The following is a 23949-nucleotide window of genomic DNA, read 5'->3' as shown; positions in this document are numbered from 1 at the left end:
AAAATTATGGCTGCAGACAAGGTTAGGATGACTGGAATAAACCCCATATTAAATGCTTAATATTTCAATAAGTTTGAGATGGTCTTCTTTTAATTCTTTGGGTTTGCCAATGCAATCTTCAAACGGTGTATAAACCACCTCCCCATTGACAATACCGGCCATGCAATTTGAATGGCCATTTAAAAGGCCTTCTACTGCCGCCATCCCACATCTGGAAGCCAAAACCCTGTCTCTGGCAGTGGGATTACCTCCTCTTTGAATATGGCCTAAGGTAGTAACTTTAAACTCCTTTTCAGGGTCATTTACTTTCTCTTGAACCTTTTTCATGATTTCTTCTGCGCCTCCTTCTTCATCTCCTTCTGCTACGACAATGATAGAAGAACTTTTGCTTTTTCGAAGATTTTTCAGGGATTTAACTACACTTTTTAAATTGGTTTCAGTTTCTGGAATCATCACAAATTCTGCTCCTCCACCAATTCCACATTCTAAGGCTATGTACCCAGAATCTCTTCCCATGACTTCAATAAAAAAGATCCTATCATGGGCTGCTGCTGTATCCCTGATTTTGTCAATTGCTTCCAAAGCAGTATTAACAGCAGTGTCAAAACCAATAGTATAATCAGTTCCGTAAATGTCATTGTCAATAGTTCCGGGACAGCCTATTGTTGGTATTCCAAATTCTTCGAAAAAAACTTTGGCTCCTGTAAATGTACCATCACCGCCAATAGCAACAATTCCCTCAATTTCATTCTTTTTCAATTTCTCATATGCTTTCTTCCTTCCTTCAGGAGTTCTAAACTCTTCGCTTCTAGCAGACTTGAGGATAGTGCCTCCTCTTTGAATAATATTGCTTACAGAATGAGATTGCATTTTTTTGATATTTCCATTGATCATACCATCGTATCCATAAGAAATACCATAAATTTCTATACCTTTAAAAATGGCTGTCCTAACAACAGCACGTATGCATGCATTCATTCCAGGTGCATCACCACCTGAAGTAAAAACCGCTATTCTTTTCATTGTTTAATAGGTTTAACGAGGCGTAAAAATACTGATAAAACCCTTTTAAAAATAAGAAACCTGAAAATCTTTTAAATGTTATCTTATCCCTTTCCAAACCAACGAAAAGGGGTAGGGCCATGCCTCGTTAAAAATATTGAAATCTGGATAAATCAGATCAAGTTGTTACAGCTACTTTTTCACCCAAAAGCACGATGTTGTCTAGTACAACTTCTGTAATGTACTTTTTAATACCATCCTTGTCTATATAGCTCCTATTGGTCAGTTTTCCGTCAAGGGCAATCTCCGTTCCTTTATCAGTGTATTTTTCAATGATTTCTGCAGATTTGCCCCATGCCACTACATTATGCCAAGTGGTTTCTTCAACTTTTTCCCCTTTTTGGTTTTTGTAGAAATCATTTGTGGCCAAACTTAATGAAGCCTTAATTTTTCCATCTTCAAATCTTTTGATTTCTGCTTTGGCACCTAATCTCCCGATAAGTTGTACCCTGTTTCTTAAACTGCTCATTGTTAAAATAGTAAATGGTTAAAAGAATGATTTAGATTAATAGCCGACTAAAAAAAGGCAGCTGTTCAAATATCAGAAAAGTGAGTGATTTGCCTAAATTCTAATCGGATATATCCGACTATATCCGATTAATGGTCCTATTGATTAAAATCTGCCAATAAGTGGCTTTCAATGGATAAAGATAAATGCTTAGATTGTGTGCTGTAACCAACTTAATAAAACCTATGAGAAAATTCAACTTCCTAATTCTAATAATCTTTTTTCTTGCCTCGGCTACTTTGGCCCAGGAAAAGCCAACAGACAAACCATTTCCCGAACCAGAGGTATTTATTTCTAATCAGACCGTAAGAATCAATGGTGTAAACCATACTCTTAAAACCAGGGCAGGAACCATGCTCCTGAAGGATGAAAATAATGAGCCAATTGCCCTTCATGGATTTACAGCATACTTCAAAGAAGATGGACCTTCTAAAAGGCCTATTATTTTTTCATTCAATGGTGGCCCAGGTTCATCCTCATACTGGCTACATATGGGCGTAATGGGGCCCAAAAGGATTGTAGTCAATGACCCTGACTATACCAAAGCTGCACCCTATCAATTGGTGAATAATGAATATTCAATTTTAGATATTGCAGATGTGGTAATGATGGATCCTGTTGGGACAGGGTTAAGTATACCTGTCGGAAAGGCTGAGGGTAAGGATTTCTGGGGTGTTGATCAGGACATAAGGGCCATTAGTTTATTTATCATGCAATTTCTTAAAGAATACGATAGACTACAATCCCCAAAATATCTCCTTGGTGAAAGCTATGGTACCATGAGAAATGCGGGTGTAATGAGTTATTTGTTGGATAAAGGATATGCCCTTAATGGGGTTGTAATGGTGTCAGCTGTTTTCGATATCCGGTCTCTTGCTTTCCCTGTACAAGAAAGTACTTCTTACCTGGTACATTTTCCTACATATGCTACAACAGCCTGGTATCATGATAAATTGAAGAATAAAAATCCTAACCTGGAAGCATTTGTAGATGAGGTCAGGAAATTTACGGAAGAAGAATATTTACCAGCCCTATTTAAAGGAGGAAGATTGAGCGATGCAGAAAGAAAGCAAGTAGCCCAGAAAATGGAAAATTATGCTGGTGTTCCTGCCAAAATTTGGGAGAGAGCTAACCTTAGGATGACGGCAGGAGAGTTTTTTAATGAGCTGCTTAGAGAAGAAGGAATGACTGTAGGAAGATTGGATTCTAGATTTATTGGGATCAATCCTTTTCCCATAAACCAATATGCCATTACAGATCCCCAAAGTGATGCCATTTCTCCTGCTTATACTGCCGGCTTTCTGGATTATTTTCACAGAGATCTTGGCGTAAGCAAAAATTTGAATTACAAAACCTCTGCATATTCATCTCCCGGGTTTAAATGGGATTGGTCACATAAAGGAAATGAAGGCTGGGGTTCCATGATTTCTATTAATACCGCTATCGATATGGCCGATGCTCTGAACAAGGATCCTAATGTTAAGGTGTTGATTATGAATGGGTATTATGATCTTGCTACAGTTTTTTATGGTGTGGAGCATACCATTGACCAATTGAACTTAAGGCCTGAAATCAGAAAAAATATAATTATGACTTATTATGAAGCAGGTCATATGATGTACACGCACATGCCTTCATTGATCAAATTCAAAAAGGATTTGTCTGATTTTATTTTGGACACGATGAAATGATATGTTTTTTAATTAATATTTCAGGAGGCTATCCCCAGGATGGCCTCCTTTATTTTTGAGAGTGCTGAGGTTAACTTTTTGATTTCCAGAAAAATATTCTATATTGAATGAGTTTTTGGAGATTGAGATCATGAGAATAATTGTTTTGATATTGGTTTTTTTTGTCAGTCCAAATATTAGAGCTCAGACCTCCCTTTTGGACAGTTTGCAAAATATCGTTTCCCAAAACAGGCAAGATACCACACATGCCAAAGCACTATTGAATTTAGGAATTACGCTGGAGCGCTCTGACCTTAAGAGATCGGCAGAGTACTTTTGGGAAGTTCTAAATCTGAAGGAGGACTCAGGTTTTGATAAGTTCAAAGCAAATGCCGCTATTCGTTTGGCAGGAAATTATTCTGCAATGGGCAAATTGGATTCTGTGTATTATTATTTTGAAAAATCAGAAGAGCTTCGCAAATCTGATTTAAATGACCAAAAACTCGCTTATAATCTTTATAACGGTAAAGGGATACATTTTAACAGAATTGGAAAATTTGAACAGGCACTATTCTATTACGAGAAAGCCTTAGCCTTGGATCATAAGGCGATCGGCCAGGATAATGTGGCTGGCCTTTACATTAATTTGTCAAATGTGTATAAGCAATTGGAAAATCACAAATCCAATTTTGATGCTACTTTCAAGGCTTTGGAAATTTTTGAAAAAACCCAGAATAAGACTGGTTTGGCCTTTGTTTATAACAGCCTCGGAGCTGCCCATTACCATTTGAAAAATTATAATGAGGCTGAAAAGTATTTTTTAAAATCTATGGAATATAGGAAGGTTTTGGGCGACAAAAGGGGAGAGTCCATGGTATTGGGCAATCTGGCAAATATTTTTATGGATATCGGGCAAAATCATAAGGCTAAAGAATTCTTTACCAAGGCTTTGGAGATGCAGGAAAAGCTTGGTCTGAAAGAATTGGTAGGTATCCAACTTTATAATCTTGGAAGAAATTACATGATTATGGAGGAATACCAATTTGCTTTGGAACATTTTCAAAAGGCACAAAAAGTATTGAAGGAAGCAGAAATCGGCACGTATGATGCTAAGATTTTAGCAGATTTAGGGAAAACCCAAAGGATTTTGGCATTGGACAAGGAGGCAATTCAGAGCCTTATGACTGCGTCGGAGGTAGCAGTTCAAAACAAAAAATACAGTGAGGCCAGTACTGCATTTAGGAACATAAAAGAATATTTTCAAGATCGTGGAAAATTCAAGGATGCTCTTGAAGCTCAAACCCTTGAATTTGCCTATCGAGATTCTGTTGGAATTGGTGCATTACAAGCCCAGCTAAAGGAAGTGGAGTCAAGGTATGCACTTGACATTAAAGAAAATGAAATCAGTTTGCTCAAGGCTGAGAAGGAATTAGACCGCTTAGAATTGGTCAAGCGCAAAGCCAACCAAAATTTGATAATTTCAATTTTTGCCTTTTTGATTTTACTGGCAACTATTTTGGTTAATAAATATAGGATTGTAAATCGTACTAAAAGGTTACTGGAAGTTGAAAAGTTACGTAATTCAATTGCCAGGGACTTACATGATGATTTGGGAAGTACACTTTCGAGTATCCATATACTTTCCCAAATGGCAATACAAAAAGGAGGGGTGGTAGACAAGTCCTTATTTTCTACAATCAACATCCAGACTGCAGCCATGATGGACAGATTAAGTGATATTGTCTGGTCTATCCATCCGAATAACGATAGTTTGGAACAGTTGCTTAGCAAAATGAAGGAATTCGCAGCTGAGATATTGGATCCCAAAGGGATTACTTATTTTTTTGAAATTGAGGAAGGAGCAGAACAAGTTAAACTTGATTTGGAAAAAAGAAGAAACCTCTTTCTGATTTTCAAAGAAGCACTAAATAATACAGCCAAGTATGCGGAAAGTAGGCATTTAGATATCAAACTCCGATTTGAAGGAAATAAATTGGAACTTTTGATCAAAGATGACGGGAAGGGTTTTGATCCTCAGCAGATCAAAAAAGGAAATGGACTATTTAACATGCAACAAAGAGCAAGTATGATGGGGGGCTGCATGACCATAGTTAGCTTTCCACAATCTGGAACTTCGATACAACTAAGTGCACCAATTACCTAATGCTTTTTTATCACATGATTAGGGGATTTATTTTTTGAAAGTAAAATCGGATATTTAAGTGTGTAAGAAATATGCTCTGCGAAATAAGGTAGAAATAACGTTGAAATATGCTTCGCGAAATAGGGTTGAAATATGTTGATTGAAATAAAGTGGAAATAAGCTCTTCTATTCGATAGACAGTTTAACGTAATATGGTTGAAATAATTTTCACCAAATTTAAATATCAATGTAATTAATTACACTTGACTGCGGAAGGCTTAAGGATATTTCTCCGAAAGCTTATTTCAAAATATTTCGCCAAAAGCATATTACTATTTATTTCAATAAGAGGAGTTTGCCAAAACACAAAGTTCCATTGAATACCAAGAATATGTCCATTAAGGTTTTATTATATGAAGACAATGACCTCCTGCGCGAAAGCATCAGCAGTATGGTTGCTTTGAATGAGGGTATGGAGTTGTTGGGGGCTTATGCACATGCAAATGAGGCGGAAGAACAGGTGAAAAGATTAAGGCCAGATCTGATTTTGATGGATATTGAGATGCCGGGAATATCAGGAATAGAAGCGACAAAAATTGTAAAAAAAATTGCTCCAAAAACAATGGTTTTGATTTTAACCGTTTTCGAGGATTCAGAAAATGTATTAAGTGCCATAAAAGCAGGAGCTTCTGGATATTTGCTTAAAAAGTACATCGCCACACGTTTGTTTCATGCGGTGGAAGAAATATTGGAGGGAGGGGCACCCATGTCACCGGCAGTAGCTAAATTGGTAATTCAATCAATGCAGAATCATCATAAGCCATCTAATTATAGTTTAACTCAACGAGAAAAAGATGTATTACTTTCATTGAGCAAAGGCAATAGTTTCAAACTGATTGCTGCGGATTGTAAAATCAGCATTGATACAGTGAGAACCCATATCAAACACATTTACGAAAAACTTCAGGTACACTGCCAAACGGAGGCAGTATCGAAAGCAATAAATGAAGGGTTGGTTTGATTGATGTTGATAGATACGATTGGATACCCTGTCCCGGGCATCGGGATGAGATATTGATAAGGACTTGCTAGGTCTGGATCTTCCTAAAATGGATATTTATCGATATTTGTTGATACTCGATTGATATTTTTTGAAGGTTGTATTAGGTTCAATATTCATCAATATCCCAATATCTATGAATATCTTTTATATAAGAAGACGTCTTGATGCTAAAATGAAGTTACAAATATGATCCAATACAAATTTTTCGCTCCCCATCCGCTTTTGGCAAGTTTTGTCCAAAGTATTTTTCTGGTGGATCATGTACTTTACCCAAATGAAGGAGCAATTTCCGGTCAATATCCTCCAACGCCTCAGCATTGTATTTTTTTATATATCAAAGAAAAGTTCAAAGCCAAGAAAGTCTATGAATCTGAATTTAGGGTAAGATCAAAGGCTGTGGTGGTAGGGCCACAGTTAACCCGGATGGAATTGACGGTGAGCCATGATTATTCAGTAGCTGTCATAGGTTTCCGTCCAGGAGGCCTTTTTAGATTGCTGGGTATTCCTATGGTAGAAATTTTTGATGATGGGTTTGATGGATTGGAGTTGTTGGGCAATGATATCAATGATTTGGTAGAGCGCTGTTCACAAGTAGAATCATTGGAGACAGCACATCAGTTCATAGAGGATTATTTGCTTGGGAAATTGAGTAGAGTCAAAGAGCTTTTGCCGATAGACAATGCCCTAAATGAAATGATCTATTATCAAGGGCTGATGCCCATCTCACAGGTGGCTGACAATGCCTGCTTAAGCCTGAGACAATTTGAAAGAAAATGCAAAGAAAGGGTGGGCTTCTCCCCAAAAGTTTATGCCCGCTTGATCCGGTTTTCCAATGCATACAGACTTTTTGAAAAATCAGAAATCCCTAATTGGTCAGAAATAGCATATCTCTCCGGTTATTACGATCAGATGCACTTTATCAAAGACTTCAAAGAATTTGCCGGGATCACACCTTCGATGATGGAGGAGGAGTTGAAAAGGAAGCCACTGAGGTTTCAGGCGGCAATTAGATTCTAGCAGCGAGAGATTAGAAACGAGACACGCCATCTTTTTCCAATTCTCTTTTTTTCTTAATTCATGCCTCTTGATTCTAATATCTTGCTTCTCGTCTCTCGCTACTCAATAAACATGTCGCTTTCTTACTATCCATTTTTTGATCTGGAATATAGGTTTGTAGGGTAATCATTGTTAAACCTTAATTCTTAAAGTCATGAAAAGAATTGGAAACTATTTGTTAATCAACTTATTTATCGGTCTTACTTTTTTGATAATTGCATGCTCTAATGACGATGCTGAGACTACAGTTTCAGAGCTTGAAAAAGCACGGATGGAATACGAGAAACTGAAAGCCAATCCGTCATTCATCGAGTTGGCCTTTCCAGAGGATGATCCTGGGCCACCATTTTACGCAAGAATTGCAGTCCTTGGTCCGGATGTTTTATTGATGGAATCTAATGGAACGGTTGTGATTCCCATGATGCGGCAGGTAGAGTGCATTGATCCTGAATTTAACTTGCTGGATTTGTACCATGTTCCCAATGGATTTTTTTGCCCATTGACACTATCCGGACAAGGTTTGATCGAACCAAATGCACCAATGGGTACTTTTCCAGCCATTGCTTATGGTGCAGGATCGAATATGCCTGTTTGGTTTGTGGATAGTGGCTTATTGGCAAATGCTATGGCGGATGGAGTCTTAACTCTTCCTGAATTGGAAGCCCTCAATCCAAGGAAAGGAGTGGCTTCCCGCTACGAAGAGTACAATAAGCCTAGGTCTGAGGAAGACTATTTGTTGGTAATAGAATCAGAAGGAACAATGTCAGGTACCAATCAGAAATTTGAGTATAAGGTGATTTCTAGAACTAAGGCTAGACAAGATGTTGAATTGAGGATTTGGTAGGCTTTAGCTTGAAGACCTGTCAGGTTTTCAAAACCTGACAGGTCTTTACCCAAACCATATCCCCTGATTAGGGTATTGTGGTAGATTTTTGAAAGTGTTAACTTGTGTAAGTGGTTGAAAATAAAGTATTAATATGAAAATCAAAAAATGGCTTTCTAGACTCCCCTTGTGGCTGTATGCCTGTATGATATTGCCATTTCTGGCTTTTGGGTTGAGTAATCAAGGGGTTTCTTATTTTTCTGTTAGGGATATTCCACGTATCTGGACAGATGAAGCCATGAAGGATTGGGAGCTGCCTAATTCAAATCCAGCATATTCGGCACAACCTGTATCAGAAGCTTTTTACTATAAGCTCCCAGAAAGAGTCATCTACAAAACTTATCCTGTCTACCATCCAGATTATGAACCAGAAGGATACTGGGAATGGTTGCACGAACAGGAAGCAGAAATTGTATTTGATGAAAGTAAATTAGTTACAGAGGAGGACTGGATCAAAGCAGGTGAGTTACTCTTTGACTATCCAATTGATACCCTAGGAGCTATAATCAATACCCAACATGTCCGCAATCCGTATTTTTATTCCAGTACAGGCATGCCTTTGACACCAGAGGGAATCATGCCTTTTGCACAGTGGGTTGTAGCAGGAAAAGGGAAGGTGTATTTGGGGAATCTTTCCTGTGCCATGTGCCATACCCGGATCATGGAAGATGGTAGTCTATTGAAAGGAGCACAAGGAAACTGGCCTGGGGATAAGGCTTTTGCATTTGCTTTAGAGTCCGATGGAGTTTCTGAACGAGGAGTGCAGGGTATTACCAATATTCTTTTCGGAAGTCCTTTTGTGGAAGGTGATCCTCATGGGAAATTGCTGGCCAGTGGAAGAGAATTTATTCTGGAAGCCTATAAGGCAGTTCCGGAAGGTGCGTTTGGTAGACAAGGAACCAGTATCCTGTATCCACCCCAAGCGCCAAACTTGATTGGTGTAAAAGACCGGAAATACCTAGACCATGGAGGTTTGGGTCAACACAGGAATATAGAAGATATGATGCGCTACATTGCTATGAATCAGGCATTGGATTTTTTGAATTTCTATGGAGACTACAATTCCATAGGCTTGACAAAAGAAAGGCTAAATAATGGAGAACCCATCTTTTTTCCAGGAACCCATGACCGACATTCAGATGCACAATTATATGCTATTGCAAAATATGTTTATTCATTGACCCCACCGGAAAACCCTTATAAACCATCAACTGTCAGCGAGCGGGGGAAGATCATTTTTGCGGAACAAGGTTGCGTGACTTGTCATACCCCGCCGCTTTTTACAAACAATAAGCTGACTCCTGCTGATGGGTTTGAAGTACCTGATGAACACTTTGATAAATATGATGTCTTCGATATTTCGGTTGGTACTGACCCAGGATATACCTTGAATACCCGTAGAGGAACAGGGTATTACAAAGTTCCTTCTTTGTTGGGGCTGTGGTATAGAGGCCCCTTTTTACATGATGCTTCATTAGCTAAGCTGGAGGATCTATTTGATCCAGCGAGACTGAGAGATGATTATGTGCCTACAGGATTCAAGCCACATGATATCAAAACCAAGGCAGTTAAAGGTCATGAATTTGGGATGGAGTTGAATGAAGGGGATAGGAAGGCTTTAGTTGCGTATTTGTTGACACTTTAAACTTTTAAAAATTGATATTGATGGATATTGGATATTTAGATATTGTTTTAGCCCCGTGGCGATCATTGCGTATTCTTTGCGCCAGCTGCGTGAACCTAGTTTTAATTAATAAGAAAAATAGATTGTTTTTGGTTTTTGCATTAGTTCCGTGTTTGCTTATAGCTCAATCGGTTAAACCAGAAAGCCCTATCCAATTCAAAATCAAAAATGCGGGAATTACTGTGGATGGAATGATTTCAGATTGGGAGGTGGAGGTGGATTTTGATTCAAAGAGATTGGATCAATCAAGTATCCGAGGAAAAGCCAATCCAGAAAGTATTCAAACAGGAATTAAATTAAGAGATAAGCATCTACATGGGCGGGAGTACTTCCATATCCAAAAATTTCCTTCCATTAGTTTGGAATCCAAATCTTTTAAGGCAAAAGGTAAGAACGCTTTTGTAGGGATTTTTGAGTTGCAGATCCGGGATGTAAAAAGGGAAGTTGAAATCCCATTTACTTTGTCCCAAACAGGAAGGCAGCAGAAGTTTAAGGGAGAGTTTGTAATTGATCGATTGGATTTCGGGCTAGGAGAGAAGAGTTTGGTGCTTTCTGACGAGGTGAGGATCATTATTGAGTTTTAGATCTAAGATTTTAGCTTTTTTGTTCACGCAGCGGGCGCAGCGGTTTCACGCAACGTTCGCAACGAATAAGATGTCCATATTTCGCTGCGGTCGCTGCGTTTTATCTCTGCGGTCGCTGCGTGAAATTTTTAAATGAAAATGATTAAACGGATAATTAATCGATTATCTCTTGCCTCAGAATTGGTAGAAAAATTCTTTGATTGGAAATTTGATAAAAACCAATTTTTAAGTCATGAAGGAAAATGAAATTGCAACTGTCATTCTGGATAAGGCTTTTGAAATTCATAGAAACTTGGGCCCGGGATTATTGGAGTCAGTTTATGAAAAAGCTTTGGAGTTTGAATTGATTCAGGCTGGTATTTTTGTGGTATCTCAAGTGCCGGTCCCTCTTATTTACAAAGAAATAAAATTTGAAGCAGGCTTTAGACTTGATTTGCTGGTTGAAAACAAGGTGATCGTAGAAATTAAAGCCAACGAAGCTCTAGCACCTGTACATTTTGCCCAAACCTTGACATATTTGAAGCTATCAGAGAAAAAGCTTGGTCTACTTATAAATTTTAATGTCAAATATCTTAAAGATGGGATTCATCGAATTGTCAATAATCTTTGATTTAAAAAATTGATGGTTTCACGCGGCGAACGCAGCGAAAAAACGGCAAGAATTCGTTGCGATCGTTGCGTTTTCTCTTTGCGCACGTGGCGTGAAATTTTTTTAAAAAAACCATCAAACACCCGAATCTTCAACAGGAATGATTTTATCCAGTTCTTTTGATTTTAAATCTTGTTCCTCTTCTAGGTCAAAGTCATCCTGTAATCCTAACCAAAATTTAGGGCTAGTTCCGAAGAACTTGCTTAATCGAAGTGCAGTATCAGCAGTAATCCTTCTATTGCCCTTGATGATTTCAGAAACTCTCGTTTGAGGAATAAATGTTTCCTTAGCCAATTTGTAAGCAGAAATTTCCATAGGAATTAAAAACTCCTCTAATAAAATTTCACCTGGATGAATGTTTTTAAGCTTTTCCATTTTATGAATGATAATCTAATATTTGAACTTGGTAAGCATCATTATTGTCCCATACAAATATGATCCTCCACTGATCATTGATTCTGAGACTGTAAAATGAAGATAGATTTCCTTTGAGTTTTTCAAGTCTATTTGCTGGTGGAATCCTCAAATCTTGAAGACTTTGGGCATTATGAAGCATTCTTAATTTTCTTCTTGCAGCATGCTGAATTTCATTTGGTAGTTTTCTTGAAAAGATACCGTTCCAAATTTTTTCAGTTTCTTTATCACCAAAATCTTTTATCATCAGTCTTGCCTTGCGTTACTAACGTTTAAAGTTAGTATCTTGTTTTTAATTTCACAACACACTGTTTTATTTTTAAACGTTTTGCCTCGATATCACATAATTAGGGTATTGTCCGCACTTTGTCATTTCTGTACATTTATAGGATATTCATATTCAATGTTTTATCAAGTTATCAACACTATGAAAGTTCAATCTGAAAATATCCTGGCCCATACCTGTGTGATAGGGGGCTGCGCTGCCTTGATTGGTACAATCCTTTTCCTAATTATGATGCTATTGGATTATTTAAAGGGCTTTTTATCTGTAGCTTCATTAGGTTGAGGTAACTATCTATGTTTTAATTATAATCAATTTTCAACCATGAAAATATATGGCTTGTTCTTTATTGTTATGATTTCCTGTACAGGCAAAGTAGAGCTGACGCATGAAGAAAGCGAGTTGAAAAAGGTGACCCAAGAGAATTTTTTGAGGGTCTTTGAAGCAGTGGAACAAAAAGCCGCTGAATTGCAGAAAGTTGAGCAGCCGAGGATTGCTAAAATTTTATCTGATTAAGATGTTAAATAGTTTAAAAGTTTCTCGCAACGAGCGCAACGACTTTCACGCAACGAGCGCAGCGTTTCTTTTGTGAAGCCGTACCCGACCATTGGGAGATTCCAAGGAAGTAAAGGATGAGCTTCTTTGCCTTAGTTGCATGAACAATTATAAACCATCTAAAAATTCATGAAAAAACTAGCTCTCTTTACCATTTTAGTCCTTATCCTTTTCACCTGTAAGCAAGAGCATCAAGACCCAACTGCATTCTACATGCCTGGGGAATTCGAACCCCATGAAGCGGTGTGGTTTGGAACCTGGATCATGGGCGAGTGGGCTACTGACTACAAGAGAGTCATGAGCGAAGTGATGAAAGCGATTGATGCACATGTGCAGATCAAAATGGCCTCTCCTTCGGATAGTATCATGCAGATTGCTCAAAAGAAATTGGACAGCTTGGGTGTGGATATTAGCAAAATTCAATTCTTTGTAATGCCGGGAGAGGCTCACTGGATCAGGGATCATGGTGCTGCTTTTGTGGTCAATCACCAAGGAGAATTAGGAGCGGTAGATTTTGAGTGGAATGGATATGGGAGCTTGGATTGGAGGGTACTCAGAGATTCTACTATCTTGGATAGTTTAGAGATATTTAGAGAAAAAACAAGAACAATTGACAGAGCAAAAGTGGACAGCCTAATGGCTGTTGCCACCGATGCCAAATGGATTAAAGGAAATCTGACCATCGAAGGTTTGTTCAAACAAGCATTTCCCAGTCGTAAAATTGTTTTTGTAGATGCTTTGATGCTGAATTGGCATGGTGGAGGTATACATTGCAGTACACAACAGGAACCCGAAAGGAGAGTTTTGAGGTAAATCAGGAGTTTTAATAATGGCTTTATCAAAACTATCTATGATTGAGTTGTTGGCAACCAATTGAATTTCAACCAATTTCAGCGTTAATATTTCACGCAACGGGCGCAACGATAAAAACGCTACGAACGCAAAGGCAGTCAATATATCATCGCTGCGGTCGTTGCGATACCCTTGGCGCTCGTTGCGTGAAACAATTATTAATACGCTTTCTTGAAAAACTATTTTTGAAAAATGCTTTTTGTAAAAACTATTTCATCAATCAAAATTGTTATTTATAAATTAAAATAACGAATGAAATAATACTCGTTAATAGATTAAATTACTATTAACGAATGAAAAATCATTCAAAATATGTTTTTTGTATTGAAAAATAGTTGTATATTTGTATGAAAAATAAGTCATAATAGCTTAATTTGTCATATAATGAGTGATTTTTCATACATATCGTATATAAGTGATGGAGCGCTTCTCAAAAAAATAGGAGGCTTTATCAAATCCCGCAGGATTGAGCAGAACCTTACGCAAGATGAAGTGGCGGAGCGGGCTGCGATCAGTCGATCTACACTTAGTTTATTGGAGAGGGGAGAGAATATTGCGCTGACCAATCTATTAAAAATACTTCGTGTTTTAGATGCGCTGTATGTGTTGGAGCATTTTCAAGAAGTAAAGCCGATCAGTCCCATGCAGCTGGCCAAAGAAGATGAGGCCAAGTGGAAAAGGGCTTCCAAAAGCAAAAAATCTCCTCCTAAAGATGATCTGGGATGGTAAGGACGGCATTTGTCAAGCTATGGGGACAGCGGATAGGAGCGGTGGTATGGGATGAAAGTCAAGAATTGGCTTTTTTCGAATACGACCGCAGGTTTGCATCCGATAAACTCGATATCTCACCAATTCGGATGCCGCTTGGGAATCGTATTTATGGCTTTCCTGAATTGAGAGGCAATGCAACATTCAAAGGACTTCCAGGTTTGTTGGCGGACTCCTTACCTGATCGCTATGGAAATGAATTGATCAATGGCTGGCTTGCCCGTCATGGACGACCGGAAAACTCCCTGAATCCTGTAGAATTACTTTGTTTCATAGGAAATCGAGGCATGGGCGGTTTGGAGTTTGAGCCTTCTACACTGCCTGCTCAAGAGCAAGGTCAGTTATTGGAGCTATCAAGCCTTGTCGAGACAACCAAAAAGTTGTTGGAAAGCAGGGAGCAGTTTGAAACTAATACAGATCAGGCTATGCGCGATGTCATGTTGAATGTATTAAAGATGGGGACCTCTGCGGGGGGAGCGAGACCCAAAGCCATCATCGCATACAATGAAGCTACAGGAATGATCCGATCGGGGCAGACCTTGCAGGAGGCTGGATTTGAGCATTGGTTGATCAAGTTTGATGGGGTCAATGATACGCAGTTTGGAGAGACCTTTGGTTATGGACGGGTGGAGATGGCTTATTATGCCATGGCGATAGACGCTGGAATTGAAATGGCTGAAAGCAGGCTGATTGAAGAAGAGGGTAGGGCTCATTTTATGACTAAGCGTTTTGATAGAGTAAACGGAACCGAAAAGCTACACATGCAGACTTTTTGTGCTTTGCAGCATTTTGATTTTAATAATGTCAGTAGCTACAGTTACGAACAGCTGTTTCAGACCATGCGCCAACTTCGGCTTACCTATGCAGAAGCAGAGCAGTTGTTCCGCAGGATGGTGTTCAATGTGCTGGCCCGAAATTGTGACGATCATACCAAAAACTTTGCTTTCCTAATGAATCAGAAGGGAAAATGGAGTCTTTCTCCAGCCTATGATATTTGCCATGCTTACAGGCCGGATAGTGTTTGGGTCAGTCAGCATTGTCTGAGCATCAATGGCAAAAGGAAAGATTTTGTGCTAGAGGATTTTTTGGCGATAGCCAAGCAAAATTCTATCCGAAACCCGCAAGGCATTATCCAAGAAGTACAGGAGGTCGTTTCCAATTGGACAAGTTATGCTGGAAAATATAAAGTGAACTCAAAGCTTGCTGAGGCTATTGCCGCCACTTTGGTGAAATTGGTGTAATTGCTGGAATTGATTATTTTTTTTACTTCTCAATATTTCACCCATCACATCATTAGGGTATTGTGGGCAACTTGAAATTGAGGGAATTTTAGGGGTATGGTTTCACGCCACGAGCGCAACGAGAAATACGCAACGGGCGCAACGTAATTAATTTAAAAAATCGCTACGTTCGCCGCGCTTTTCTTTGCGCTCGCCGCATGAAACAAAAATCCTTAATCCATGAAAAATCTAATTTTCTTTGTCTTTTTGATAGTGATTATTTTCTCCTGCAGGCAAGAGCGAAGAGATCCTGCTATTTTTTATTATCCTGCTGAATGGGAACCACAGGAAGCCATATTATTGGGCTGGGCTGAAAGGGAACCTGGGTTTTTCCCCTTGGCTGCAGATGTGGCACGAGCGCTTGAAGGTTCCACTTATGTCATATTTGTATCAGATACCAGTGAAAACCAAATGGTTTTTAAAGAATACTTGTTGGAACAAGGCTTAGATACTTCAAAATTTACGTTTTTATCCGTACCGATTAGGCAGTCGTTGGCACTTAGGGACATTGGTCCGGTTTACTTGGTGAATGGATTGGGGGATAAAAAAGTCATAGACTTCCGATGGTCCTATCAAGACTATTTTGAACGTTTTTTGATCGAAAAAGGGATAGATGCTGAGGAGGCAAAATCAGACGCGTCTTTTTTCGACCGAAATCAAAAAACCGACAGTCTTTTGGCTGTAAAAGATGGGTTAGAGGTGATTACTTCTGACTTGAATCTAGATGGGGGTGCACTAGAAGTCAATGGTAAAGGTACCATTTTGCTGAATGAAGCGTGGATGTTTATGGTCAATCCTACTTCCACGAAGGAAAGCATGGAGCAAGAGTTGCATCGCACATTGGGTGTTCAGCATTTTATTTGGGTGGGAAAAGGCTTGGTGGAAGATGGTGATATATCGAAAATCATCATTCCTGGATATGTTGCTATGGGCACTGCTGGTCATACGGATGAATACATTCGATTCGCCAATGCCAATACGATTCTTCTTGCATGGGTGGATGAAGAAGAAAAAAACCTACATCCCATACATGCCGAAAATCACAAAAGGATGCAGGAGACCTATGAAATTCTGAAAAAAGCAAAAGATCAAGATGGAAGGCCTTTTTCTATCATTAAGGTTCCTTTGCCTGACCTTAGGTATAGGCCTAATGTGGTTGTAGAAGGCTGGGCAATGAGTGATTCCACGATTGGAAAAGAGTATTTTGCCCCTGATCAGGATGTTCAACTCGGAGATACATTTCAGTATTTGTCTTCTTCTTCCTATTTGAATTTTTTGATTTCAAATGACAAGGTTTTATTACCCACCTACTTACATGTAGGCAGTTCTCCTGAAAAAGAAGAACGTGTGAAAAATATCTTTTCAAGTTTATACCCTGATAAAACTTTGGTTTGGATAGATGCTACAACCTATAATTGGTGGGGTGGAGGTATTCATTGTTTCACCAAGCAAGTGCCTAAAGTGAATTGAGAATTAGGGATTTTTTATAATACCATCACATCATTGGGGTATTGTGGGCGACTTGAAATTGAGGGAAATTTAGGGGAATGGTTTCACGCAACGCACGCAGTGAGAAAACGCAACGAGCGCAACGGTAGGGTTTTAAAATCGCCGCGTTCGCTGCGTATCCCGCTGCGCTCGTTGCGTGAACTACAAAAACTACACACTATGGAAACTCTTGCCCCTTTGTCCTAATCCAAAAGAATCGACTTGGTAGATTCCTTGAGGGGATTTGCCATTTTCGGAATTCTTATGGTCAATATGCCAGCTTTTTTCAAACCAGCCGTTGAGTTGATCTTGTTACCTTTCTTTGGAGAAAGTACCATGGAGATACTTTCCAATGGTTTTATTTACTTCTTTTTCACTGGGAAATTTTTTGTCTTGTTTTCCCTTTTATTTGGTTTGTTTGGAGAAATCGAAGTCTGGCAAGGTATCTTGTTGGTCTTAGCTATTTTCAGCTTCCAAATTTCCTTTAGCAAATGGTGGCTGAGCAAGTATAGGTTTGGTCCAATGGAATGGCTTTGGAGGAAGCTCACCTATGGTAAAATACCAGAATTTAAATTGTAAACTCCTTGAAAAATTACAGTATGACATCAAAGGCCTCAACAATAACTCCCAATTCAATTAGCTTTGTTACCCTGATCAGTTATTTGTTGGTGGCTATTTTCTGGATCAGTTCAGGTCTTTGAGGATTATACATCGCGGCTCAATAGGAAGGTAGTTTTTTAAAAAGCAAGATGGAGCAATGGAATGGTTTATTCAATCCCAATCTCTATGACCCACATTATATCCAAGCTAAAAGAGGAATGGCATTAGATTTTGTAGCAGGGGGAATTATCCTGGATTTGGGAAGTGCACAGCTACTTGAATAGGTACGCAATCGGTTTTTGGATTTTCACAGGATAGTTGGTAGAATTTATATCCTTGCCTGTTTATTTACGGCTATTGGTGGATTGACCTTTTTATTTCTTCATGAAGCTGTGGGATGTAACATTATGAACGTGGGTTTTGCATCCTATGGCATTGTCATGATGGTATGCAGTATTCAAATTATGTGGTTTGCTAGCATAAAAGTAGTGGGACAACTTAAGGTTTGAGCTATTCGGTTATACGCTTTGGCTATCGCTTTATGAAATAATTATGTTCAGGGAAGACGATTCCAAAAAAAGCTTTATAAAGATGCTCGGGTTAAAGTTTTGGTAAAAAAATTTGTCTCCATCAAGGCCATCTTCTACTTATTTGATAGCTGAATTTTTTTCTAATCCCTGTATTATTTTTGCTTTGTGCCATTAATCTTTTCAAGGGGTTGATTTTCAGGGAAATTTTGAGCAGATTTCTAAGGATATGTTATCCAAACAGAAAATATGGATTCTTGTTGCTTCTCTTGCCTTACTGCTCCTGGTTTTTCTAGTCATAGGGAGGGAAGAGCAGGTGGATTTCAGTACAGATGTTAAACCCATCCTGAACAACCACTGTATTTCTTGCCATGGAGGTGTGAAGAAAAATGGCGGATTCAGCGTACTTTTTGAACATGAGGCATTTGCAAATACGGACTCTGGTATTCCGGCCATTATCAAAGGAAAACCCAATCAAAGCGAGTTGATCAAAAGGGTGTTGGAACATGATCCTGAATTGAGAATGCCTTACAATAGGCCGGCATTGTCCCAAGGGGAGATTGACATCTTAAAAAAGTGGATCAAGCAAGGTGCCAAATGGGGGGAGCATTGGGCATATGTACCCGTCCAAGCTAATAAGATTCCCCAAACTGTCAAAGGTTTTGAAAAACAGATAGGAGCATCTGCAGTACACAATATTGACAGATTTGTATTTGAAAACTTAATGGCCCAGGGGCTTCAACCTTCCCAAGAAGCGGATCCCATGCAATTGTTAAGGAGGCTTTCGCTGGATATTACGGGGCTTCCACCATCCAAAGATTTGGTAGATCAATGGAAAGCTGGTCAGATTACCTATGAGCAAATGGTGGACCATTTGCTTGCCTCGCCAACTTACGGCGAAAAATGGGCCTCGTGGTGGCTGGACCTTGCCCGCTATGCTGACACCAAAGGCTATGAACGGGACCAATCCAGAATCATCTGGCCATACCGGGATTGGGTCATCAAGGCCTTTAATCAGGACATGCCTTTTGACCAATTTACCATTGAGCAATTGGCAGGAGACCTTTTACCAAATCCTACCCATGACCAATTCATAGCCACAGCTTTTCACCGAAATACCATGAACAATGATGAGGGTGGAACGGAGGATGAGGAATTCAGAGTAGCAGCAGTATTGGATAGGGTGAACACCACTTATGAAGTCTGGCAAAGTACTACGATGGCCTGTGTGCAATGCCACAGCCATCCTTATGATCCTTTTGTACATGAAGATTTTTTCCGTTCAATGGCTTTTTTCAATAACAGTAGGGATGAGGACACCACAGATGAGGAGCCTAAAATCCGACTTTATGAAGTTGAGGACGAGCTGAAGCTCCATCAGATCAGGTCTTGGTTACAAGAAAATGCGGTACCTGAGCAAACGAAAGCGTATACGGAATTTTTAAGTTTTCAAGAACCAAAATACCATGCCCATCTGTGCACGGATTTTGTCAAGGGAGAGTTGATCGATACCAAATGGTTGGGCTTATGGCCACAAGGTTCTGCTTACCTCAAGAATGTCTTTACAGGAGGAGCAGACAGGATGCTTTTGAATTACTGGTCATCGCATGATGGCACCAAAATGACCATTAGAAAGGGAGGTCCCAATGGAGAGGTGCTGAGCGAATTTATCATTGACCGGACAGGAACTATCACGAGGAGCATTCCATTCAAACCCATTTTTGAAAAAGTGGACCTGTATATCTATGCAGAAAATTCCAGACTTGCTGCCCAGCAATCCACGGCAGCGATCAGTTGGTTTGCTTTTATTTCCGAAATTCCAGGAGACCAAAGCGACGCACATCAAAAGGTCAAGAACAGTTTCCATGACCTGCTTAACAAAAGGCCTCTGACAGTTCCGATCATGATAGAAAACCCCTCTTTCATGCAAAGGCAAACGCATGTTTTCGAAAGGGGAAATTGGATGTTGCATGGAGAAGAGGTGCAAGCCACTACACCTGAATCCCTGAATCCCTGGAAAGAGGAATGGCCTCAAAACAGGATGGGTTTTGCATTGTGGCTGACAGATAAGAACAACCCGCTGACAGCAAGGACGGCGGTCAACAGGGTATGGGACCAATTGTTTGGAAGAGGACTGGTCAGTACACTGGAAGATATGGGAACCCAGTCTGACCCCCCAGTTCAAAAGGACTTGTTAGACTATTTAGCTTGGGAACTGATGCATACCCATCAATGGAGCCTCAAAGCCTTGATCAAGGAAATAGTACTTTCCCATACCTATAGACAGGCCTCCTCCATCAGTCCGCAACAAATGTCGAGGGATCCAGAAAACCAATGGTTGGCCAGAGGACCTAGATTTAGGTTGAGTGCAGAAATTGTGCGGGATCAGGCCCTATTTGTGTCTGGGCTGTTAAGCGATAAGATGTATGGAAAAAGTGTCATGCCTCCTCAGCCGGATGGAATTTGGCAGACGGTGTACAGTGGAGAATCTTGGAAAGAAAGTGAAGGAGAAGACAAGTACCGCAGAGGTATTTATACCTTTTTAAAAAGGACCAGTCCCTATCCCACTTTTATCAGTTTTGACGCGTCAAGTAGGGAAGTCTGTTTGAGTAAAAGGATTGTTACCAATACGCCGCTTCAGGCTTTGGTAACTTTGAATGATCCCGTATTCTTTGAAGCGGCAACCGCTTTGGGAAAGCAGATGCTTGACCATGATTCCAAAGAGCCGGCCAAAGCCATTGAAGAAGTATATGCGGCAGTTTTGTTCCAAAAACCTTCTGAGGAAAAGATAAAAGCTTTGATGCAACTTTACCATGCTGCTCTTGCTGATTTTGCTTATGAAAAATCCGCTTTTTTTGCAGCAGATTTACCCGATTCCCAAAGGAAAAAATGGGGTGCTTATACAGTAGTGGCCAATGCATTGTTGAACTTGGATGAATTCTTAACCAAACCATGATATGAAGGGGATTGAGAGATTATTGGGAGAGCTGGAGTTACAAAGACTCCAAAAACAGACCAGAAGACATTTCCTGATGGACTGTGTGAGTAAGATGGGTGGTTTGGCACTCTTTCCCCTATTAAATGCCTGTCAAATAGGTTCTGGAAAAGAGGGGGTTCAAGGGCTAAATTTATCCGAAAGGGATTTAAATCCTTTGGCTTCTCTTGCGCCACCATTTATCCCAAAAGTAAAGTCAGTCATTTACCTGCACATGGCGGGAGCGCCTTCCCAATTGGAATTGTTTGATTACAAGCCAGAGCTTGCCAAATATGACAATCAGCCATGTCCCGAATCCATGTTGGAGGGAAGGAAATTCGCTTTTATTCGGGGTGTTCCCAATTTGCTTGGGCCAGTGGCCAAATTCAGCCAACATGGTCAATCCGGTGCCTGGGTATCAGACTTTCTTCCACACTTTTCCAAGGTGGTGGATGAAGTGGCCTTTTTGAAGGCTGTTCATACCGATCAGTTCAATCACGGGCCTGCCCAACTCTTTATGCAAACTGGGAGCCCAAGATTGGGAAGACCAAGTTTGGGGAGCTGGGTGACTTATGGGTTGGGGACGGAAAATCAAAATCTGCCCGGATTTGTGGTCTTGACTTCAGGCGGAAAAACGCCTGATGCAGGAAAAAGTGTCTGGGGAAACGGGTTTTTGCCCTCGGTTTATCAGGGTGTTCAGTGCAGGTCAAAGGGAGATCCCGTGCTTTATCTTCAAGACCCGGAGGGCATCAGTAGGGATTTAAAGAAAAAGATAATCGCCACCATCAATGATATCAACAAAGAGGAGTTTGAAAAAGTAGGTGACCCCGAAATTTTGGCTAGGATCAATCAATACGAAATGGCTTATCGGATGCAGATTGATGTTCCTGAAATCATGAATATCAATGATGAACCGGAATATATTCATGAACTGTACGGAACCCGTCCTGGAGAAGAGGCCTTTGCCAATAATTGCCTTTTGGCCAGAAAGTTGGTAGAGAAGGGAGTCCGCTTTGTGCAGTTGTACGATTGGGGTTGGGACAGTCATGGAACAGAAAAGGACACCGCTCTTGACCTCGGCTTTAGAAATAAATGCAGGGAAATTGACCGTCCCATGAGCGCTTTGCTATTTGATTTGAAACAAAGGGGGCTTTTAGAGGATACTTTGGTAATTTGGGGAGGAGAATTTGGGCGAACTCCGATGCAGGAAAACAGGGAAGGAAAAACCATGGGCTTCAAAGGAAGAGACCACCATGTGGAGGCCTTTACCATGTGGATGGCCGGAGGAGGCATTAAAAAAGGAACCTCATTTGGTATGACAGATGATTTGGGTTTTTCGGGTATTGAAGGGAGTGTATCTGTTCATGATATCCATGCTACCATCCTTCATCTGTTGGGATTTGATCATGAAAAGTTCACCTATGATTTCCAGGGAAGACCTTTCAGGTTGACCGATGTGGAAGGAGAAATCATCAAAGAAATATTGGCCTGAGTTTATGGATTTTATTTTCTCCCTTTTTGGTCGTTTTCACCCTGTATTGGTTCATTTGCCCATTGGTTTTTTGATCCTTGGCGGTATTCTGGTTTTTTATGCCAAAAAGGAGAGCAAGGAGTTTCTTCCCGCGATCAGGATTTCATTTTTCTGGGGGACAATAGCCGCCCTATTTTCTGTAGTATCAGGATTATTACTTTACCTAAGAGAAGGATACAGCTTTGATACGGTAAGCAAACACCTGATTTTGGGTGTGTTGACTACCTTGTTTTCCTTTGGTTTTTATCTCTATCTTAAGAATAAGGTCGATTTCATTGATTCAAAAGTGAGGGGGATGTCTGTGGGTCTAATGATCTTGTTGATGCTTACAGGACATTTTGGAGGGGAATTGACCCATGGATCGGACTACTTCACCCAAGTACTACCTGAGAAGTTTCAGGAATTTTTCGGCATTTCAAACGCTTCAGAGCTTACAATGATCAGTTTGGATGAAGAGCACTGGGGAGAGGCCATTTTTTACCAAGATGTCATCCATCCCATACTTTCCCAAAACTGTAACTCTTGTCATAATGAAAAAAACAAGAAAGGGGAGCTAGTTCTCAATAGTCCTGAATGGATTACCAAAGGGGGAAAGAATGGGAAGGTGTTAGATTCGAAAGTACCTTTAAACAGTACCCTTTTGGCAAGAATGTTATTGCCTCATGATGACAAAGAGCACATGCCGCCCAAGGATAAAAGACAGCCTTCCAAACAGGAAATTGCTTTGATCCATAAGTGGATTGAAGCTGGTGCTTCCTTTGAGGTGAGTTTGGCAAAGGCTGGAGTAAAGGAAGAAATGATCAACATGTATTTTCCAGATGCAAAGGATGATTTTTATCCTGAAACTGAACTTGCCAAATTGGGGGAGAATGTATTGCTGCCTTTTAGAAAATCAGGACTTTTGATAGAGCCCATTAGTCAAGAATCCCCTTTGTTAAAAATCAGTGCCATCAATTTTCACCAAGGTCAAAAGTTAAATCTTAAGGATTTCCAAGGCATTGCTTCACATATTGCCTACTTGGATATCAGTGGTACTGATCAGGATGATGCTGTTTGGAATGATTTGGTGGCTTTTAAGAACTTGACGGTATTGAAGATAAACCGGGTTGATATTGAAGGGCAGGGAATAGAGGCCTTACACCAATTGACAAATCTCAAAAGACTTAACTTGAATGACTCTGATCTCCAACTTTCTAATCTGTTGGCATTGGAAGATCATCCTTCCCTGGAAGGTATATTTTTTTATGCTACTCCTGCCTCCAAAGCGATTTCTTCTGATGAAATTGTGAGGTTTTTGGCCAGATTGGAATATGGGGGGTATGAGTTGCCTGTGCTGTCTTCGGATACTGTGGTGTATTAGGGGAAGTTTTAAAAT

The 23949-nt window shown here is 39.9% G+C and carries 23 protein-coding genes; 19 read left to right on the top strand and 4 right to left on the bottom strand.

Annotation, left to right across the window (positions count from 1 at the left end):
* Positions 1–48: 48 nt before the first annotated feature.
* Positions 49–1023: a 6-phosphofructokinase gene (gene pfkA, locus CLV48_RS18970; RefSeq protein ID WP_106568873.1), complete on the bottom strand. Its 975-nt coding sequence runs from the start codon at positions 1021–1023 to the stop codon at positions 49–51.
* Positions 1024–1180: 157 nt separating this feature from the next.
* Positions 1181–1531 carry a single-stranded DNA-binding protein gene (locus CLV48_RS18965; RefSeq protein WP_106568872.1) on the bottom strand — a complete coding sequence of 117 codons (351 nt, stop codon included), beginning with the start codon at positions 1529–1531 and terminating at the stop codon, positions 1181–1183.
* A gap of 224 nt (positions 1532–1755) precedes the next feature.
* Here CLV48_RS18965 and CLV48_RS18960 point away from each other — a divergent pair, with 224 nt between their 5' ends.
* The 8 genes from CLV48_RS18960 (at position 1756) to CLV48_RS18925 (ending at position 11263) form a co-directional block, all read left to right on the top strand.
* The gene (locus tag CLV48_RS18960; protein ID WP_106568871.1) at positions 1756–3261 is read left to right on the top strand and encodes a S10 family peptidase; all 1506 of its coding nucleotides are present in this window, start codon (positions 1756–1758) and stop codon (positions 3259–3261) included.
* 130 nt (positions 3262–3391) lie between these two features.
* The gene (locus CLV48_RS18955; RefSeq protein WP_106568900.1) at positions 3392–5404 is read left to right on the top strand and encodes a tetratricopeptide repeat-containing sensor histidine kinase; all 2013 of its coding nucleotides are present in this window, start codon (positions 3392–3394) and stop codon (positions 5402–5404) included.
* A gap of 370 nt (positions 5405–5774) precedes the next feature.
* A complete protein-coding gene (locus tag CLV48_RS18950) occupies positions 5775–6404 on the top strand; it encodes a response regulator (RefSeq protein WP_106568870.1) in 630 nt (209 codons plus the stop codon).
* Positions 6405–6632: 228 nt separating this feature from the next.
* Positions 6633–7463: a helix-turn-helix transcriptional regulator gene (locus tag CLV48_RS18945; protein WP_106568869.1), complete on the top strand. Its 831-nt coding sequence runs from the start codon at positions 6633–6635 to the stop codon at positions 7461–7463.
* Positions 7464–7656: 193 nt separating this feature from the next.
* Positions 7657–8346, top strand: coding sequence for a hypothetical protein (locus tag CLV48_RS18940; protein WP_106568868.1), 690 nt, complete (start codon positions 7657–7659; stop codon positions 8344–8346).
* A gap of 133 nt (positions 8347–8479) precedes the next feature.
* Positions 8480–10030: a hypothetical protein gene (locus tag CLV48_RS18935; protein WP_106568867.1), complete on the top strand. Its 1551-nt coding sequence runs from the start codon at positions 8480–8482 to the stop codon at positions 10028–10030.
* A 152-nt stretch (positions 10031–10182) separates the two neighbouring features.
* On the top strand, positions 10183–10653 hold the full coding sequence (locus CLV48_RS18930) for a YceI family protein (protein WP_245889614.1): 471 nt from the start codon (positions 10183–10185) through the stop codon (positions 10651–10653).
* Positions 10654–10885: 232 nt separating this feature from the next.
* The gene (locus CLV48_RS18925) at positions 10886–11263 is read left to right on the top strand and encodes a GxxExxY protein (protein WP_010609663.1); all 378 of its coding nucleotides are present in this window, start codon (positions 10886–10888) and stop codon (positions 11261–11263) included.
* A gap of 114 nt (positions 11264–11377) precedes the next feature.
* Here CLV48_RS18925 and CLV48_RS18920 read toward each other — a convergent pair whose 3' ends face one another.
* Entirely contained in the window at positions 11378–11677 is a 300-nt protein-coding gene (locus tag CLV48_RS18920) for a HigA family addiction module antitoxin (RefSeq protein WP_106568865.1), read from the bottom strand.
* 1 nt (position 11678) lies between these two features.
* Positions 11679–11963, bottom strand: a complete 285-nt coding sequence (locus CLV48_RS18915; RefSeq protein WP_010609664.1) for a type II toxin-antitoxin system RelE/ParE family toxin — start codon at positions 11961–11963, stop codon at positions 11679–11681.
* Positions 11964–12143: 180 nt separating this feature from the next.
* Here CLV48_RS18915 and CLV48_RS20615 point away from each other — a divergent pair, with 180 nt between their 5' ends.
* The 11 genes from CLV48_RS20615 (at position 12144) to CLV48_RS18870 (ending at position 23934) form a co-directional block, all read left to right on the top strand.
* Positions 12144–12284, top strand: a complete 141-nt coding sequence (locus CLV48_RS20615; RefSeq protein ID WP_170069058.1) for a hypothetical protein — start codon at positions 12144–12146, stop codon at positions 12282–12284.
* Between the two features lie 39 nt (positions 12285–12323).
* Positions 12324–12515 carry a hypothetical protein gene (locus CLV48_RS18910; protein WP_106568864.1) on the top strand — a complete coding sequence of 64 codons (192 nt, stop codon included), beginning with the start codon at positions 12324–12326 and terminating at the stop codon, positions 12513–12515.
* A gap of 168 nt (positions 12516–12683) precedes the next feature.
* On the top strand, positions 12684–13367 hold the full coding sequence (locus CLV48_RS18905) for an agmatine deiminase family protein (RefSeq protein ID WP_106568863.1): 684 nt from the start codon (positions 12684–12686) through the stop codon (positions 13365–13367).
* A gap of 423 nt (positions 13368–13790) precedes the next feature.
* On the top strand, positions 13791–14135 hold the full coding sequence (locus CLV48_RS18900) for a helix-turn-helix domain-containing protein (protein WP_106568862.1): 345 nt from the start codon (positions 13791–13793) through the stop codon (positions 14133–14135).
* On the top strand, positions 14129–15415 hold the full coding sequence (locus CLV48_RS18895; protein ID WP_106568861.1) for a type II toxin-antitoxin system HipA family toxin: 1287 nt from the start codon (positions 14129–14131) through the stop codon (positions 15413–15415). The genes CLV48_RS18900 and CLV48_RS18895 overlap by 7 nt, the downstream gene beginning before the upstream one ends.
* A gap of 219 nt (positions 15416–15634) precedes the next feature.
* Complete coding sequence (locus CLV48_RS18890) at positions 15635–16924, top strand: agmatine deiminase family protein (RefSeq protein ID WP_106568860.1); 1290 nt, start codon at positions 15635–15637, stop codon at positions 16922–16924.
* Between the two features lie 240 nt (positions 16925–17164).
* Positions 17165–17521, top strand: a complete 357-nt coding sequence (locus tag CLV48_RS18885; protein WP_106568859.1) for a DUF418 domain-containing protein — start codon at positions 17165–17167, stop codon at positions 17519–17521.
* 170 nt (positions 17522–17691) lie between these two features.
* Positions 17692–17826, top strand: a complete 135-nt coding sequence (locus CLV48_RS20855) for a hypothetical protein (protein WP_281261114.1) — start codon at positions 17692–17694, stop codon at positions 17824–17826.
* Positions 17827–18298: 472 nt separating this feature from the next.
* Positions 18299–21025 (top strand): DUF1553 domain-containing protein, encoded by a 2727-nt coding sequence (locus CLV48_RS18880; protein ID WP_106568858.1) that lies wholly within the window; start codon positions 18299–18301, stop codon positions 21023–21025.
* Between the two features lies 1 nt (position 21026).
* Positions 21027–22535, top strand: coding sequence for a DUF1501 domain-containing protein (locus CLV48_RS18875; RefSeq protein WP_106568857.1), 1509 nt, complete (start codon positions 21027–21029; stop codon positions 22533–22535).
* A 4-nt stretch (positions 22536–22539) separates the two neighbouring features.
* Positions 22540–23934, top strand: coding sequence for a c-type cytochrome domain-containing protein (locus tag CLV48_RS18870; RefSeq protein ID WP_211299976.1), 1395 nt, complete (start codon positions 22540–22542; stop codon positions 23932–23934).
* Positions 23935–23949 lie beyond the last annotated feature (15 nt).

The sequence above is a fragment of the Cecembia rubra genome, assembly GCF_003014575.1.
GTDB classification, from domain to species: domain Bacteria; phylum Bacteroidota; class Bacteroidia; order Cytophagales; family Cyclobacteriaceae; genus Cecembia_A; species Cecembia_A rubra.
The sequence above is the reverse complement of the archived record's forward strand: the minus strand, read 5'-3'. Positions and strand labels throughout refer to the sequence as shown.

Coding starts and splice junctions, on each gene's coding strand:
- pfkA (WP_106568873.1), bottom strand. CDS start 1,023: ATGAAAAGAATAGCGGTTTTTACTTCAGGTGGTGATGCACCTGGAATG.
- CLV48_RS18965 (WP_106568872.1), bottom strand. CDS start 1,531: ATGAGCAGTTTAAGAAACAGGGTACAACTTATCGGGAGATTAGGTGCC.
- CLV48_RS18960 (WP_106568871.1), top strand. CDS start 1,756: ATGAGAAAATTCAACTTCCTAATTCTAATAATCTTTTTTCTTGCCTCG.
- CLV48_RS18955 (WP_106568900.1), top strand. CDS start 3,392: ATGAGAATAATTGTTTTGATATTGGTTTTTTTTGTCAGTCCAAATATT.
- CLV48_RS18950 (WP_106568870.1), top strand. CDS start 5,775: ATGTCCATTAAGGTTTTATTATATGAAGACAATGACCTCCTGCGCGAA.
- CLV48_RS18945 (WP_106568869.1), top strand. CDS start 6,633: ATGATCCAATACAAATTTTTCGCTCCCCATCCGCTTTTGGCAAGTTTT.
- CLV48_RS18940 (WP_106568868.1), top strand. CDS start 7,657: ATGAAAAGAATTGGAAACTATTTGTTAATCAACTTATTTATCGGTCTT.
- CLV48_RS18935 (WP_106568867.1), top strand. CDS start 8,480: ATGAAAATCAAAAAATGGCTTTCTAGACTCCCCTTGTGGCTGTATGCC.
- CLV48_RS18925 (WP_010609663.1), top strand. CDS start 10,886: ATGAAGGAAAATGAAATTGCAACTGTCATTCTGGATAAGGCTTTTGAA.
- CLV48_RS18920 (WP_106568865.1), bottom strand. CDS start 11,677: ATGGAAAAGCTTAAAAACATTCATCCAGGTGAAATTTTATTAGAGGAG.
- CLV48_RS18915 (WP_010609664.1), bottom strand. CDS start 11,963: ATGATAAAAGATTTTGGTGATAAAGAAACTGAAAAAATTTGGAACGGT.
- CLV48_RS20615 (WP_170069058.1), top strand. CDS start 12,144: ATGAAAGTTCAATCTGAAAATATCCTGGCCCATACCTGTGTGATAGGG.
- CLV48_RS18910 (WP_106568864.1), top strand. CDS start 12,324: ATGAAAATATATGGCTTGTTCTTTATTGTTATGATTTCCTGTACAGGC.
- CLV48_RS18905 (WP_106568863.1), top strand. CDS start 12,684: ATGAAAAAACTAGCTCTCTTTACCATTTTAGTCCTTATCCTTTTCACC.
- CLV48_RS18900 (WP_106568862.1), top strand. CDS start 13,791: ATGAGTGATTTTTCATACATATCGTATATAAGTGATGGAGCGCTTCTC.
- CLV48_RS18895 (WP_106568861.1), top strand. CDS start 14,129: ATGGTAAGGACGGCATTTGTCAAGCTATGGGGACAGCGGATAGGAGCG.
- CLV48_RS18890 (WP_106568860.1), top strand. CDS start 15,635: ATGAAAAATCTAATTTTCTTTGTCTTTTTGATAGTGATTATTTTCTCC.
- CLV48_RS20855 (WP_281261114.1), top strand. CDS start 17,692: ATGGAGCAATGGAATGGTTTATTCAATCCCAATCTCTATGACCCACAT.
- CLV48_RS18880 (WP_106568858.1), top strand. CDS start 18,299: ATGTTATCCAAACAGAAAATATGGATTCTTGTTGCTTCTCTTGCCTTA.
- CLV48_RS18875 (WP_106568857.1), top strand. CDS start 21,027: ATGAAGGGGATTGAGAGATTATTGGGAGAGCTGGAGTTACAAAGACTC.
- CLV48_RS18870 (WP_211299976.1), top strand. CDS start 22,540: ATGGATTTTATTTTCTCCCTTTTTGGTCGTTTTCACCCTGTATTGGTT.